Below are 15,471 nucleotides of genomic sequence, written 5' to 3' on the forward strand. Positions count from 1 at the left end.
AAGCGTCAATAAAGCGTCAATAAAGCCGCTTATGCGCTTGCGAGTGTTCACGTTTAGGGCAGATTTTAGGCTTGTTTAATACCTCCCTGAAATTCCACGCTAAATGCCTACAAAAGTCTAAAATAATGCGCAAAGTTAGGGTATAGTTAACAGTAATTATAGTGTTAAAAAAAGGTTATCAAAAAATTATCTATGGACAGTTTAGTGCCGCGCAACAGCGCACTCACCACCCTTGCATGCTTCTTAATTCTTAGTACAGTGCTCATTCTAGTGAATGTAGGGTCAGTAAGCGCGCAGTCGTTTTCACAAAAACTAGACGTACAGCTGCGTGCAGACGATCGTTCTTCAAGAGAAATAAGATACCAATACCGTGTGCGATATCGTCCACAAATTAGTTTCAACGACACTTGGAGCGTAAACGCATTTGCGGTAACTGGCGACGAATTTGGTTCAAGTCACAACACGCTTAACGATTCCAGTGCAGATCACTTATATGTACGCCGGGTCTTTGGAAGGCACCAAGGTGACTATGGCAAAACTGAATTCGGTATTATTCCGACTTACAAGGGCCGTGTCTCGTCATCTGGTTTGTCGAAATACGGTTGGATTAAAGGTGTGCGTCATGTTCGTGCTATAGGCGACAACAACCTCGAAATAGTCGTGGGCCAGCTTACTTCGCTTGACCCCGCAAGAGCCCTTAACGCACCGGATGAGTTTGACTATGTAGAAGTAGAGTACTCTGTTCAAATTAATGATATTTGGAGCTATGAGCTTAGTGCCGAAAGAATGAAGAATGAGAATTTTTTACGTACCGAATTGCGCTACCAGTACAACAACAATATTACCTTGTTTGGTGAAGTAGTCGGCCGCTTAGACTCGGCTAAGACAAAAGCAGTATTAGGCGGTGAAGGCGAGTTCTCAATTAGTGAATATTCGGTTGAATACTTCGCACACTATAGTTACGTCAGTGAGAACTTTGGTTTGCGCGCTGAGTTGACAGAGGACTTTTTAGGCACTGGCCATGGGTTTTCAGGTGAGCTAAGCGGCGCGCTTGCCAGTACTCAGTTCGATTGGTTTGTTCGCTACGACGCAGTAAAAGACAGAACCCGATTGCTGGCAGGGTTGAAATGGTCACTGTAACAATCACCGTAGCGCTACTTATTAAGAACGAGTATTAGATTTACTATTAAATAAAAATAAATGGGAAAGCATATGAAAATTACAAGACCTGTATTGTTAAAAGGCGCTATTGCGTTAACAATGGGAGGTTTATTAATGGCCTGCCAACCTAAAATAGATGAAGCTGACACCGCCAGTGCGCAAGTAAGCAGTGCGCAAAATGTGAATGCAGACAGGCTAGTTTACCCAGTAACGACAAAAGGTGATGTTGTAGACACCTACTTTGGTCAAGACGTACCCGACCCTTTTCGCTGGCTAGAAGACGATCGTAGCCCTGAAACTCAAGCGTGGGTAGCCGCGCAAAATATAACCACGCAAGAGTATTTACAGAATATTCCGTATCGCAATGAAATTGCTGACGTGGTGCGCGATATGCTCGATTACGAGCGCGTATCAGCGCCGTTCAAAGAAGGTGACTACACCTACTTTTACAAGAATGATGGTTTGCAAAATCAAAGCGTTGTGTATCGCCAAAAAGACGATGGGCAAGCCGAGATATTTTTAGATCCTAACGGGTTTAGTGAAGACGGTACGGTGTCTTTAGCGGGCTTATCGTTCACTAACGATGGCACACTGGCCGCTTATCAAACCTCGACCGGTGGCAGCGACTGGCGCGAAATAACGATTATTAATACCACTACCATGGAGCAAATAGGCGACACGCTCAAAGAGATTAAGTTTAGCGGTATGCAATGGTATAAAAATGCGGGTATTTACTATTCTAGCTATGATAAACCCGAAGGCTCTGAATTAAGTGAAAAAACCGACCAGCATAAGCTATATTTCCACGAATTAAATACGCCACAGGCACAGGACGTGAAAGTATTTGGCCACAGCGACGCTGAAAAACACCGCTATATAGGCGCGCAGGTGAGTGATGACAATCGTTACTTAATGGTAAGCGCGGCGGATTCCACCTCGGGCAACCTCGCTTTCCTCAAAGATTTAAGTAAACCCAATAGTGAGTGGATGACGGTAAAAGATAGCGTAGCATCAGACGTTTATATGCTCACTAATGTGGGCAGTAAACTTTATTTTGTAACCAACCACGACGCACCTAACACCAAAATAGTTATGGTAGATGCGAGCGAGCCTAACATTAGCAATTGGAAAGACGTCATTAGCGAAACCGACAACGTGCTAGTGCCAAGTACTGCCGGTGGCTTTATATTTGCCAAATATATGGTTGACGCTATCTCTAAAGTTTACCAATACGATTTATCTGGTAAACAAATAAGAGAAGTGACATTGCCTAACATTGGCACCGCGGGTACCTTTAACGGCAAGGCCAAAGACACTTCAACGTTTTACACCTTTAGCAACTACATCACCCCAACGTCGATATATGCTTATGATATGAACACCGGTGAATCGTCTTTATTCAATAAGCCTAAGGCAAAGTTTGACGGCGATAAATATGTGTCTACACAAATTTTTTACACGTCAAAAGACGGTACCAAGGTGCCGATGATAATCACTCACAGTAAAGACACTGTATTGAACGGTAAAACCCCGACCATTTTATTTGGCTACGGCGGCTTTAACATAAGCCTTACGCCGCGCTTTAGTGCAACTGTGTCAGCTTGGCTTAAACTTGGCGGAATATACGCAGTGCCGAATATTCGCGGTGGTGGAGAATATGGTAAAGCGTGGCATTCGGCAGGGATACAAATGAACAAGCAAAATGTGTTTGACGATTTCATTGCCGCCGCCGAATACTTAATTGACGAAAACTATACCAGCAGCGAGTATTTAGCCATACGCGGTGGTTCTAACGGCGGCTTATTAGTAGGCGCAGTAATGACTCAGCGCCCTGAGTTAGCTCAAGTCGCGCTGCCAGCGGTAGGCGTACTTGACATGCTTCGCTACCATACTTTCACCGCCGGTGCAGGATGGGCATATGACTACGGTACGTCTGCACAAAGTGCAGAAATGTTCAAATATCTGAAAGCGTATTCGCCGGTGCACAATGTGCGAGCGGGTATTGAGTACCCCGCCACCATGATTACTACTGCGGATCGCGACGACCGCGTTGTGCCAGCTCACTCTTTCAAATTTGCGGCCATGCTGCAGCAATACCAAGTAGGTGACAATCCCACTATAATTCGCATAGAGACAGACGCCGGGCATGGCGCAGGCACACCAATTAGTAAAACCATTGAGCAATTTGCAGATATTTATGGTTTCACATTGTATAACATGGGTATTATGTCATTGGACCAGCTTAAAGTGGAGTAAATAAAAAGGCCTTCTTTTAAGGAGGTCTTTTTCGTAAACATGTCAAAAAACTCATTGAGCGGGGCAAACACATTTATGTCGCTTGTTGATTGATCAGTGAGTCGTTTTTAGATAAGAGTCTACAGAATGTTGAGTAGTCCATCTCAGGCCTTGACACTATTGCATAACGGGCGCATTGCATTTAAGCATGCTATTTTGCTCCTTGTTTTCACTTCTTAAAACCGCACCTGCAGGTCGATAGGGGCAATGTATTATCACAATTTTTAAGGATAAGGCATGAGATCAAAAAGCGCCTCTGGAGCAGCATTACGCGCAAGCCAAGAAATACGACGGCTACAAGCCATTTTAGATGCAACTGCTAATACTGTAATAGAATGTGCCTTAAACGGCAAAATTTTATATGTGAATAAAGCGGCAGTTGATTTATATGGGTATTCAAGTCTAGAATTTAGTCAGATGAACATTTCAAACTTATTTGTGCCCTCACACGTGCAAGCCTTAAATAGCTATTTTCAACATACTGTCGCGCAAGACAGTAAAGTGTTGAGCGGTACTGATGAAGTCTTCTTTGCCATCCATCAAAATAAGCGAAAATTCAAGGTAAGTCTGCATTTAAAAATTTCATCTGAAGGACTGGTCGCGACTATTTGTGAGCTGTCTGGCTTAAAAAGTGTGCAAGATGAATTAATGCGCAGCAATGAACGTTTAAAAGTGGCAAAAGCGGCGGCACAAATAGGCGTTTGGGAATTTAACATACATACTCAGGAACTGATCTGGGACGCGCAAATGTTTACTTTGTATCAGCGCAGTGACCAGTCATTCAATGGCACCGTGTCTGCGTGGAATGAGTCTTTACATCCAGATGATCAGCAAAAAGCCCTTCATGCAGTCCAACATACTATAGCAACAGGTAAGACATTTGATACCACTTTTAGGATACTTACACCAGGCAATGAGGTTCGTTATTTAAAAGCTTATGGGCATGCCGTGCTTGATCAGCAAAACAAAGTCAGCAAAGTCGTAGGCGTTAATTACGATTTAACTGACAATTACAATACGCAAGAAAGCCTTAAAAATAGTCTGAAAAGTAACCGTTTATTAGCGAAAGTCGCAGAAGAAACCGTCAATGCGGTGATTATTACCGACCCCGATGGAAAAATTACTTGGGTAAACAAAGGTTTTACCCGTATCTCTGGCTTCGAGTTAGAGGAGGTTATAGGACTTAAGCCCGGCCGCGTATTACAAGGTAAAGGCACTGATCAAGCGTTTGTTCAGCAAATTCGAGATTCACTTATTTTTGAAAAAGGCTTTGATACTGAACTGCTTAACTATCATAAAAACGGAAGCCCTTATTGGATCAAAATTCACTGCCAAGCGCTTTATGAAGACGATGTGCTCGTTGGTTATATGGCTATCCAAACTGACATTACGGATCTCAAGCGTTTAGAAAAAGAGCGAATTACGCAGCGAGAGATATTAGAACGTACTGGCGATATGGCGAAGCTTGGTGGCTGGCAACTCGACTTAGTGACTAACACGCCAATTTGGTCAGACATGGTGTATAAAATCCACGAGGTGGCGCCGGATTATGCAGTAGATTTAGATAATGCGATCAATTTTTATCCACCAGAAACACGGCCCCTGATTGAAAAAGCCATTGAGCGTGCAATTAACGAAAATATTCCGTGGGATATACAAACTCCTTTTAAAACAGCTAAAGGCAACTCTATTTGGGTGCGCACAACGGGCTACGCAGAGTTTACCAATGGCGTTGCAAGCTCTTTACGAGGTGCCTTTCAAGACATTACAGAGCTAAAGCGTGCTGAACAGCAGGCAAATGAAGCGAACCTCGCCAAAAGTCAGTTTTTAGCCAATATGAGTCATGAAATACGCACGCCTATTAATGGTATTTTGGGTATGAATGACTTACTGCTTAATTCGGACATAGACGATCGGCAGCGTCATTTTGCTAAATTAATAAAAGTAAGCAGTCAGTCACTGCTGCTGTTAGTCAATGATATTCTGGATTTTTCAAAGATTGAAGCAGGCAAGCTCGATATTAATTACCAACACACCAATTTATATGCCTTGCTTGGCAACATAGTAGACACTATGTCAATGCTGGCATTAGATCGTCACCTCGACCTTGTGCTAAATATTGCACCAAGCTTGCCGCAATGGGTGAATATTGACCCTGACAGGCTAAAACAGGTGCTTAATAACTTGCTCGGTAACGCTATTAAATTTACGAATGAGGGTGAGGTAATATTAAAAGCCCAGTTGTCCAAAGAGCAGCAGCTAGAATTCTTAATTATTGATACCGGCATAGGTATTGCATCTAATAAGCGGTCTTTGCTTTTTGCTAAATTCATGCAAATTGATAGTTCGTCAACCCGCAAACAGGGCGGCACTGGTTTGGGTTTAGCCATTAGTCAAGAGCTGGTTGAGATGATGGGCGGACGCATTGAGGTAAAAAGCACGTTCAAAAAAGGCTCTATTTTTTCATTCACAATTACTAATAAACCAGCCAAGGAAAACAGTGTTTTGGCGCCTCTTAGCGATTTTAGTTCTTTGGCTCAAAAGAAACTACTGCTCGTTGATACTAACAAAAGTGTGCAAGAAGCTATTACAAACTTTTTGCACCACTGCGGCATTGAAATTCACATTGCCAATACTGCAGCCAATACAATACAGCAGCTACAGCAAGCGTATAAAGAGCAGTCAGCCTTTGATTTTGTGCTGATAGACCTGAATTTTGTCGACATGAACGCCATGGAACTCAGCAAGGCTATTTATAATAATAAGCAGTGTGGTAAGCCGGCGATTATTGTCATGACTTCTCAAGCTTGGTCGTTAAAAAGCCAACAAAACTCTGCGCCGGCTATTGCTGCCTACTTAGCAAAGCCTTTAAAGTCCGATTCGCTAATTTCGTCTTTGTTAACGCAAACCTTAGGCAGCAAAAGCGACAGCTCAAACCCAGACTCCAATGGATTTTTGCAACATACAGGCTCGCTTACTAAACGAAAAATTCTTGTAGTCGAAGACAACTACATCAACCAAGAAGTTATTGGCAGTATGCTTACGCAACTAAATTACGACTTCGAGCTGGGCGTTAATGGCAAAGAAGCACTACATCTTCTTGCCAAAACGCCTCACGCATATAGCTTAATTCTTATGGACTGCCAAATGCCGGTCATGGATGGTTACGAGGCCAGTAAAATCATTAGAGCAAATGAAGATGCGTTGTTTGACAATTGCATACCCATCGTCGCGGTGACGGCAAACGCCATGTCAGATGACAGAGCAAAATGTTTAGCGGCCGGCATGAATGATTACTTGGAGAAACCCATTTTGTTAAGCAATTTAACTGCATCACTAAAAAAATGGGCTTTTACGAACGTCAATAAGACGACTTAAAAGCCGTATCACACTGCTGTGCTGCTTGTTACAGCCATTTTGGTTTATTTTACCTTTACTAACCAACCGTGCGTGTCTGGCGCTTTACCCCATTGGATGTCATTAAGTGCCTGCCTGAGCTTCATAGTAGTAGGTCCGGCTGCGCCGCTGCCGACTGTGTATTCTGTATCTTTATGAACAAATGTACCTACTGGGGTCAGCACCGCTGCCGTGCCCGACAGCGCGGCCTCTGTGCCTGGTTTACTAGCGCGTTCTAATAGTTCTTTTACCGTTAAGCTGCGCTCACTAACCTGCATACCAAGGTCTTTAGCTAAGGTTAATATAGAGTTTCGAGTGACGCCGTGCAGAAAACTTGAGTCTAGCGCTTTGGTGATAATTTCATTGCCGTCGATAAGCAGAAAGTTAGCAGCGCCTGTTTCTTGTACATCGCCATTGGGGCAAAACAGTATTTGGTCGGCCTGCACTTCTTTTTGCGCCTTCATGATGGGCGGCAAAGCGCTGGCATAATTACCACCGCTTTTAACCATGCCCATATGCGGTGCACAGCGCATACCGTCTTCATCTAGCAGCAGTCGTAAAGGTTTAGCGCCGCCAGCAAAATAATCGCCCACGGGAGATAAAAGTACATATAACATAGATGACAGCGAGGGCGCTGCGGCTTTGCCGATAGACGCTTCGATGCCAATATGTGTGGGGCGAATATACATAGATCCTGGTGGCTCGGGGACATCGTTTGCGTATTGACCAACAATATTGAGGATCATGTCGCTTATTTGCTGTTTATCAACGTTTGGTAACGACAGTAATTGACTGCTTTGGGCAAAGCGTGCAATGTTCTGATCCATTCTGAAAGTATAAATGCTGCCATCGCTGTGGCGAAAAGCTTTTAAGCCTTCAAAGCACGTGCTTGAGTAGTGCAAAACATGCGCACCTGGGTGTAAGTTTATGCTTTGTGAACTAACGACTTGCGCATCGCTCCATTTTTCGTTTTCAAAGGTTATCATTGTCATTTGAGGCATAAAAACAGTACCGAATACAGCCATTTACGTGCTTCCTAAAGTTATATGTTGGTCATATTTGTAGAATGAATATGAGATGGTATAGATTATTGCGAGGATCATCAATAGTAACCCTTATTCTACAGGGTGATTGGGGAATAGTGTACGTCAACAACAGAAATAAACCAGAATGCTTTTAGTTATTTTCTAGCTTGGGAAAATAGAGGATGTCTCTTTAGTAAAATAGTCGACGCTATTATGTTCAGTGTTTTTGTTCACGATGCTTTGATTGGCCTAGCCTTGTTGGCTTTGTTGATGGCCTTCGTGTATTGGCTTATTTTATTACATCGTCTGGTAGTTCGCTACTTGCTGACTTTTACGACTACACACTCAGTTTGTTCTATCTCGTCGCAAATATCTTGTTTACTTATATCAGTGTCGTTTGTATTCACGATCAGTGACCAATAGTCTTGTTCTTTTGCCTGCAAGGCGTGCTGATTAAGATGGTCGTGCTCTGGCTTTAAAGAGCGAAAACCAGCAAAAAAAGCGCCAATAAAAACGCCATGGCTTATGAAAGCGATGAAGGTAAACATAGGGCTTATTTGGGCAAAGGCCGGACCAAATAGCACTAGTAAGAACGCGATACACATACCAATTAAAAAGCCCATGGCTGGATATTTCAGGTGTAATAACAACATTTTTTTGCCAATGGGTTTACTACTACCTTCTAATTTTTCGCTCGGCGTTTTTTCGTTGGGCTCAACAATTTTAATGCTGCCGCTTAGAAGGCCCAATTTGCGCATAAGGACTACTTTTGCCTGTTTTGCTTTGTCGTTTGTTGGGTAGGTTGCTATTATTCGTTCATCTAGTGAGTTTGTCACTGCTGCAGTCATAGAATTACCTATTTTTAGCTAGAGAAAATTGAAACAAGCGCTTAACACCGAATGAAAGGGTGTTAGTGTTTATTTATGATTGTCAGAACAAGCCTCAATGGACAATGGGTTTATCTTGATGTCTATTTTGACTCGTTGTTAACCGTATAGGTGGCTAGCGAGTCGCTTAAAGACACACAGGCGGCTTCTAAGCCTTTTGCTAACTCACTCAAAATACTGCTTACCTTGGCAGAACCTGCAGCCATAGAAGCGCTCAGTACTTGTTCAGTGTGCGCTGTCTCAGATTCAATAATATATTCGCAAAGTTTTATGTCAGACCCACCTAAGCTTGAAATGCGCTTTATTAATAACGACACAATTTCATTATTAATAGAAGTTTCGTTAGGGCACGCTTGCCCACGCACTTTTAACAAATTCAGAACATAGTCTTTGTTATTTAAACGCTCACTGTGCAGGTCTTTAATACACTGCAGTAGGGTTTTACTGTTGATTAAATCGCTCGCCAGTGACAGCAATGACAAGCTGTCGTAGAGAGCATTATAAGCGTTTTCTAAAGCGTTCACATCTATTGGGAATGCTACGTCTTCATTACTTCCAATTACCGTTTTTATTACCCTAATCACTGTAACACTCACCCTAAAACGTTGTGTTCGATTGTTTAGAGTATTCAAGTTGTGTGCCAACGGCACCTGCAGATTAAGGCATCATGTAAATGGCGTAAGATCACCAGACACCCTTGAAAACGCGATGTGCTAGTGGGCTTGTTTGCGTCATTTTTACACTCAGTGGGCATAATTTACCGGAATTGAGCGGAAAGCCTCGCCCTTTAGGGCGGGGAGGATGTCAAACGTAATTCTTATATAGCTCTTATAAAATATCGCCGTATATAAAGGCAAACTAACAGGAGATTAATGTTGGGTTTTTGCTCTTTTTTGCTCCAAATGAGTATATTATAATAGTCTGCTATTTGTGAGGAAAATTAATGTTCAGTATCTTGCTACCAAAAAGATTACGTTTTGCTGTGTCTATTCTGGTCTTGTCGTTGTCGACAATAGCGCATGCTAATGTCGACAACGACAAGACCAACGCAGATGTCACTAGCGAATCTCCTGACCGAAACCTCACTGGCTTTGAAGCGCTTGATGAAGAGCAACCCCTATGGGAGTTTGGCGTGGGCGGCGGCGTAATAGACGTAGCGAACTATCCCGCCTCTAGCGAGCGTAATTTTATCGCCTTAGCCGCACCTTATTTAGTATATCGTGGCGATGTATTTCGAGTGGGTGGCGGCGGCGCGCGCGCGGTGGTCGTGGAAAAAGGAAACGTTGAGCTTGACCTATCCTTTGGCGGGGCATTTGCCGCCGACAGCGAAGATAACAGCGCACGAGAGGGTATGCCTGAGCTCGATTTTTTGTTTGAAGTAGGCCCGGAAATCATTTACAAAGTAAAAGACATTTCTTTTGATGGCGGCGGTAATGGCCGACTAAACGCAAAACTGCAAACCAGAGCCGTATTTTCCACCGATTTTGGCAGAATTGACCAGCGCGGCTATGTAATAGAGCCAGAGTTGTCTTATCAACAGCGTGGCGGCCTTTTTGAAAAAACAGGTTTAAACGTATCTTTAAGCGCAACCTTTGCAAGCGAGAAGCTGCATGATTACTTCTATCAGGTCGGCAACGAATTTGTAAGCGACGAAAGGCAAGCGTATGATGCCAAAGGCGGCTATTTAGGCAGTGAATTATCCATCGGTTTTTCGTTCCCTGTTTTTGAAAACGCGCGCGGATTCTTGGGTGGCAGCGCTTCCTTTCATCAAGGCTCAGCAAACGAAGACAGTCCTTTATTCGAAGATGACGTTACCTTCAGTATTGGCGCAGGCTTTGTATGGCGTTTATATGAAAGTGACGCTAAAGCAAGCTGGTAGAACCTACGCATGATTATTAAAAATTTTGACCCACAGCATTTTGTAAAAGAATATTGGCAAAAAAAGCCCTGCTTAATTAGGCAGTTTGTGCCTAATTTTGTTGATCCCATTGATGAAAACGACTTAGCTGGCTTAGCACAAGAAGAGGGCGTAGACAGCCGTATAGTCTCGCATTCAGATGGCGCATGGGATGTTCATCAAGGCCCATTTGATGACTTTGAACCCTACTGTAAAGGTGATTGGGCACTGCTGGTGCAAGGGGTAAATAATTACATTGATGATGTAAATGCACTAGCCAGCATAGTTGACTTCATTCCCCATTGGCGCTTTGACGATGTAATGGTGAGTTACTCCACCAAAAATGCAGGCGTTGGCGCACACACCGACCAGTACGATGTGTTTATAATACAAGGTAAGGGCAGCCGCCGCTGGCAGGTAGGTTTACCCATCGATGCTACCACAAACGCTAAGCTGATTATTCCGCATCCACTACTAAAACAAATAGAAGACTTCGACGCGCTTATTGATGAAGTGCTGCTGCCAGGCGATGCCATTTATATTCCACCCCAGCACCCACACAAAGGTATGACATTATCGCCATGCTTAAACTATTCACTTGGGTTTAGGGCGCCGACCAACCTAGAAGCGCTCACCGGTTTATTAGATGAAAGCGATAGCATAACGCAAGCTCAAAGCCGCTACTGCGACCCTGATATTGCTGAGCTACGCGTAGCAAGTTCATCGCCAATGCAGGTTAGTACGAATGAGCTTAATAAACTCAAAGACACTATTGTTGAGCTCTTAAATAGCCCTGAAGCAGAACAAGCGCTGCTGCAGTATCTGTCGCGCCAAGGCTTGGCGACTGAGCAAGAACTGTCGCTTTATGAAATAGCAGATATTAGTGAGGCGGTAGCACAAGGCGAAACCTTTGAAAAATTACCTGGGGTGAAACCTATTTACGCTGAGCGGCAGCTGCATACGTTTACGTTTTACATTGATGGTAATAGGTTTGAGGTAGATAAGTCTATTTTTACACAAACAGTGACCTTACTTGAGAGCAGGCAGGTGCAGGGCTTACCCCAAGGCTTCACCTTGCAAACTGCGCAAAGCACACACTGGCTGAATTTATTACTGCAGCTGGTCAACGCCGGTTATTGGGATTTTGCTGAAAACAGTGATCAACATTAAAGGGCGCATCACGCGTCAATGCAATTTACAGTTAAGGAAAATTAATAGTGCAAAGCTTACCGCGAGGCAATGTGCCTCTTCTTACGATACCCGCTATATTGATGCTTTGTTTTTCATTAAGCGCCTGCAGTGACAAGTCAGCGGCGGCTAAACAGAACTCTCAGCAGGACCCAGTTACTATGTCCAAGCAAAATGACAATTTACCGAAAAATGGACTGCCACACCATTCCCAAGGAGAAGGCAAGCCTGTCATTTATCAGGTGTTTACCCGCCTGTTCGGTAACACCAATACCACCAATAAGGAATGGGGCACGCTAGCAGAAAACGGCGTAGGCAAGTTTGACGATTTTACCGACGAAGCGCTGCAAGGTATTCGCGAACTAGGTGTATCTTACATTTGGTACACCGGCGTTCCTCATCATGCCTTAATCGCAGATTACACCGAATACGGCATTAGTGCAGATGATCCCGATGTAGTGAAAGGACACGCCGGCTCGCCCTTTGCGGTAAAAGACTACTACAATGTTAACCCCGACCTTGCCAATAATGTTAGCAATCGTATGCAAGAGTTTGAAGCACTAATTGCGCGCACGCATGCCAACGATATGAAGGTGATCATAGATATAGTGCCAAACCATGTGGCTCGGCACTATGTTTCGCTAAATAAGCCAGCGGGTATTGAAGATTTTGGTGTTAACGACAACACCGATCTAGAGTACTCGCGCGACAATAACTTCTATTATATTGTGGGAGAATCATTTCAAGTACCGACATCTGCTGACTATGCTCCCTTAGGCGGTGAGAAACACCCACTAGCCGACGCGACATTTAGCGAAACACCGGCTAAATGGAGCGGCAATGGCGCAAGGCAAGCGCAGCCCGATATCAGCGATTTGTATGAAACCGTTAAGATAAACTACGGCGTGAAACCCGACGGCAGCTACGATTTTGTTAGGCTGCCTGATGAATATAGAACACGCGATTATAAAGCGCATCACGCGTTTTGGGCAGACCAAGATTTACCCAACTCATGGTATAAGTTTGAAGATATAGTGCACTTCTGGCTCGATAAAGGTGTGGATGGTTTTCGCTTTGACATGGCGGAAATGGTGCCTGTGGAGTTTTGGTCTTTTGTAAACTCATCTATTAAAACTAAGCGCCCCGATGCACTGCTGCTTGCCGAGGTATACCAGCCTCACTTGTACCGTGACTATTTGCATTTAGGTAAAATGGACTACCTGTACAACAAAGTAGACTTTTACGATGCCCTTAAAAGCGTGATGCAGGGCAATGGGGATATGCAGAGCATTGACGACATACAGCACAGCATGGCCGATATTGAAGCGCATATGCTGCACTTTTTAGAAAATCATGACGAACAACGCATTGCCAGCCCCGATTTTGCCGGCAGTGCGCAAAAGGGCAAACCCGCTTTGGTAGTATCAGCGCTTATCAGTCGCTCTCCTACCATGCTTTACTTTGGTCAAGAAGTAGGTGAAGACGGCAGTGAAAAGGGGGGTTTTGGCTTACCTACACGCACCAGTATTTTTGATTACGTGGGTGTGCCTGCTCATCAACGCTGGATGAATAACGGTAAGTTTGACGGCGGGCAGCTAAGTGAATCTGAAAAAGCGTTAAGGCAGTTTTATATTGATGTGCTTAATATATCGGCGAATCACCCGGCAATGCGCGGCGCATACTACAGTATTCATGCGTTTAATATTGGGCTTGATAGTGATTATTCGCAGCAGCAGTTTGCTTTTGTGAGGCAAAGTGAGGACACGGCGCTGCTAGTACTGAGCAATTTTAGTGAAGAAGCAGTTGACACAACAATACAACTTCCGATTAGCCTAGTGGTAAAGTGGCAGCTTAATGAGGGGCGACAACCGCTAACAGACTTAATCAGCGAACAGCAAAATACACTCACCGTGGGCAGGAAACGCAGCGTCGCCAGTATAGATGTTAACTTACCGCCGTTGGGATCGTTTGTGTATGAACTGAGCTTAAAAGATTAACAGTGAATATGTTGAGCGAGCGCTTACGCGCAAGTAAGAGAAAGCGCCTGAAACGCGCTTAGTGATCCGCGGCAGTTGCCCTGATTAAGCGATCATTTAAGTGCTAACCCTGCAGTACTTCTGTAAATAAGCTTTGTGGTCGGGCATTTGTTGCTCAGCCTCGCGCATTGCACCGGCTATATGAGACAGGTTTTGTTGGCGCTGCTGTTCGGATAAGTTATTTACTAAAGGATGATAAGCTTTGGGTACCAACCCCTGCCCGTTCATCACTGAAAGCCAGCTTATTTCACTGAACAACTCATTGTTTTCCCTAAATATGCGCCCGCTAGACTGATAGAGTTCGATTTTATTTTGCAGTGAATCAGGAATAGGCATTGACGCACAATAGCGCCAAAACGCTGAGTCATTTCGCTGGGTAGCTTTATAGTGCAGAATAATAAAATCACGGATGCGCCATAGTTCGTCATCCGTGTAGCGATTGTAGGTGTCGATATCAACTTGTTGGCACCTGCCACTGGGAAATAACGACAGCAGTCGCATAATTGCTGATTGAATTAACTGTAAACCTGTGGATTCTAGGGGCTCAATAAATCCTGCGGACAGCCCAATGGCAATGCAGTTGTTTTTCCAAGCTTGTTGGCGTTTTCCATTGATCCAGTTTAGCTGGCGTGGCTCAGACAAGGCTTTGCTTGGTAAGCGTTTAGCCAAACAGTCAATAGCGAGGTCTTTAGACAGAAACTGTGACGAGAAGACAAAGCCGTTGCCTATTCTATGCTGCAATGGTATCTGCCACTGCCAGCCGCACTCGTGTGCGGTGGATATTGTGTAAGGTTTTATAGTGGATAAAGACTCACTTGGCTGCGCTATCGCTGAGTCGCAGGGCAGGTACTGTCGCCAGTCTTCAAAGCCCACCTTAAGCGTTTGCGCGATTAACAGACCTTTGAAGCCAGAGCAATCGATGAACAAATCACCTTCAATGAGTTCGCCATTGCTAAGCGCCACTGATGAAATGTCTTGTGTTTGGGCATGCTGATGAACTTTTGTAATCTGTGCGATGATTTTGTTAACGCCGCGTTTCACCGAAAACGCAGATAGATACTCGGCGTATTTTACTGCATCAAAATGATAAGCATATTTAATATTTGCCATCGCCGAGCGAGACTGTGCCTGTGGATGGCAAAATTTATTATTCAACGCCGCTTGGTATTCTAGGCAATAGTCAGACAACGGGTCTTCTTTGCCCTGTAGCTTATCTTTGAGCCAATAATGATGAAAAGGGATGCCATTCATGTTCACGCCATAAGGCCCAAAGGGGTGCATATACTGATGCCCCTTTTTATACCAGTCGTGAAACTCTATACCCAGTTTAAATGAGCCATGCGTAAAACTAAGAAATTCAGCCTCATCAATCCCCAGCATTTGATTAAATTCAAGTATTGATGGGATAGTTGCTTCACCCACAGATACTGTACCAATGGTTTTTGATTCAATCAGTGTAATGGCGAAGCGGTCGCGCGGCAGTAGATGCGATAGCGCAGCAGCGGTCATCCATCCCGCTGAACCGCCGCCGACTATTACTACTTTTGATTTTTTTTCTGTGTCCATGTTTCTATCATTTAGCTAAT

Annotated in this window: 10 protein-coding genes; 6 read left to right on the forward strand and 4 right to left on the reverse strand. The window is 44.1% G+C overall.

The window, feature by feature from the left end; all coding sequences use genetic code 11:
• Window positions 1–192 precede the first annotated feature (192 nt).
• The 3 genes from BAE46_RS11810 (at window position 193) to BAE46_RS11820 (ending at window position 6,834) form a co-directional block, all read left to right on the forward strand.
• Window positions 193–1,140, forward strand: coding sequence for a hypothetical protein (locus BAE46_RS11810; protein ID WP_070112930.1), 948 nt, complete (start codon window positions 193–195; stop codon window positions 1,138–1,140).
• A 72-nt stretch (window positions 1,141–1,212) separates the two neighbouring features.
• On the forward strand, window positions 1,213–3,417 hold the full coding sequence (locus BAE46_RS11815; protein ID WP_070112932.1) for a prolyl oligopeptidase family serine peptidase: 2,205 nt from the start codon (window positions 1,213–1,215) through the stop codon (window positions 3,415–3,417).
• 276 nt (window positions 3,418–3,693) lie between these two features.
• Window positions 3,694–6,834, forward strand: coding sequence for a PAS domain S-box protein (locus BAE46_RS11820; protein ID WP_070112934.1), 3,141 nt, complete (start codon window positions 3,694–3,696; stop codon window positions 6,832–6,834).
• 44 nt (window positions 6,835–6,878) lie between these two features.
• On the opposite strand, the gene BAE46_RS11825 is transcribed toward BAE46_RS11820, so the two are convergent.
• From BAE46_RS11825 to BAE46_RS11835, 3 genes are all read right to left on the reverse strand, one after another.
• Window positions 6,879–7,877: a branched-chain amino acid aminotransferase gene (locus tag BAE46_RS11825; RefSeq protein WP_006006058.1), complete on the reverse strand. Its 999-nt coding sequence runs from the start codon at window positions 7,875–7,877 to the stop codon at window positions 6,879–6,881.
• Between the two features lie 317 nt (window positions 7,878–8,194).
• On the reverse strand, window positions 8,195–8,725 hold the full coding sequence (locus BAE46_RS11830; protein WP_006006059.1) for a hypothetical protein: 531 nt from the start codon (window positions 8,723–8,725) through the stop codon (window positions 8,195–8,197).
• Window positions 8,726–8,847: 122 nt separating this feature from the next.
• A complete protein-coding gene (locus BAE46_RS11835; RefSeq protein WP_070112936.1) occupies window positions 8,848–9,348 on the reverse strand; it encodes a hypothetical protein in 501 nt (166 codons plus the stop codon).
• Window positions 9,349–9,707: 359 nt separating this feature from the next.
• On the opposite strand from BAE46_RS11835, the gene BAE46_RS11840 reads away from it, so the two are divergent.
• The 3 genes from BAE46_RS11840 to BAE46_RS11850 all read left to right on the forward strand — a co-directional run bounded on the left by BAE46_RS11840 (window position 9,708) and on the right by BAE46_RS11850 (window position 13,846).
• The gene (locus BAE46_RS11840; RefSeq protein WP_006006061.1) at window positions 9,708–10,643 is read left to right on the forward strand and encodes a MipA/OmpV family protein; all 936 of its coding nucleotides are present in this window, start codon (window positions 9,708–9,710) and stop codon (window positions 10,641–10,643) included.
• A 9-nt stretch (window positions 10,644–10,652) separates the two neighbouring features.
• On the forward strand, window positions 10,653–11,831 hold the full coding sequence (locus tag BAE46_RS11845) for a JmjC domain-containing protein (protein ID WP_006006062.1): 1,179 nt from the start codon (window positions 10,653–10,655) through the stop codon (window positions 11,829–11,831).
• Window positions 11,832–11,932: 101 nt separating this feature from the next.
• Window positions 11,933–13,846, forward strand: a complete 1,914-nt coding sequence (locus tag BAE46_RS11850) for an alpha-amylase family glycosyl hydrolase (protein ID WP_425307106.1) — start codon at window positions 11,933–11,935, stop codon at window positions 13,844–13,846.
• A 96-nt stretch (window positions 13,847–13,942) separates the two neighbouring features.
• Here BAE46_RS11850 and BAE46_RS11855 read toward each other — a convergent pair whose 3' ends face one another.
• Window positions 13,943–15,451 carry a tryptophan halogenase family protein gene (locus BAE46_RS11855; protein WP_006006064.1) on the reverse strand — a complete coding sequence of 503 codons (1,509 nt, stop codon included), beginning with the start codon at window positions 15,449–15,451 and terminating at the stop codon, window positions 13,943–13,945.
• Window positions 15,452–15,471 lie beyond the last annotated feature (20 nt).

It is taken from the genome of Glaciecola punicea (assembly GCF_001756615.1).
GTDB classification, from domain to species: domain Bacteria; phylum Pseudomonadota; class Gammaproteobacteria; order Enterobacterales; family Alteromonadaceae; genus Glaciecola; species Glaciecola punicea.

Bases quoted from the DNA above. Each gene is read 5' to 3' on its own strand.
- BAE46_RS11820 (WP_070112934.1), top strand. From the start codon at position 3,694: ATGAGATCAAAAAGCGCCTCTGGAGCAGCATTACGCGCAAGCCAAGAA.
- BAE46_RS11845 (WP_006006062.1), top strand. From the start codon at position 10,653: ATGATTATTAAAAATTTTGACCCACAGCATTTTGTAAAAGAATATTGG.
- BAE46_RS11840 (WP_006006061.1), top strand. From the start codon at position 9,708: ATGTTCAGTATCTTGCTACCAAAAAGATTACGTTTTGCTGTGTCTATT.
- BAE46_RS11855 (WP_006006064.1), bottom strand. From the start codon at position 15,451: ATGGACACAGAAAAAAAATCAAAAGTAGTAATAGTCGGCGGCGGTTCA.
- BAE46_RS11810 (WP_070112930.1), top strand. From the start codon at position 193: ATGGACAGTTTAGTGCCGCGCAACAGCGCACTCACCACCCTTGCATGC.
- BAE46_RS11830 (WP_006006059.1), bottom strand. From the start codon at position 8,725: ATGACTGCAGCAGTGACAAACTCACTAGATGAACGAATAATAGCAACC.
- BAE46_RS11850 (WP_425307106.1), top strand. From the start codon at position 11,933: ATGCTTTGTTTTTCATTAAGCGCCTGCAGTGACAAGTCAGCGGCGGCT.
- BAE46_RS11815 (WP_070112932.1), top strand. From the start codon at position 1,213: ATGAAAATTACAAGACCTGTATTGTTAAAAGGCGCTATTGCGTTAACA.
- BAE46_RS11825 (WP_006006058.1), bottom strand. From the start codon at position 7,877: ATGGCTGTATTCGGTACTGTTTTTATGCCTCAAATGACAATGATAACC.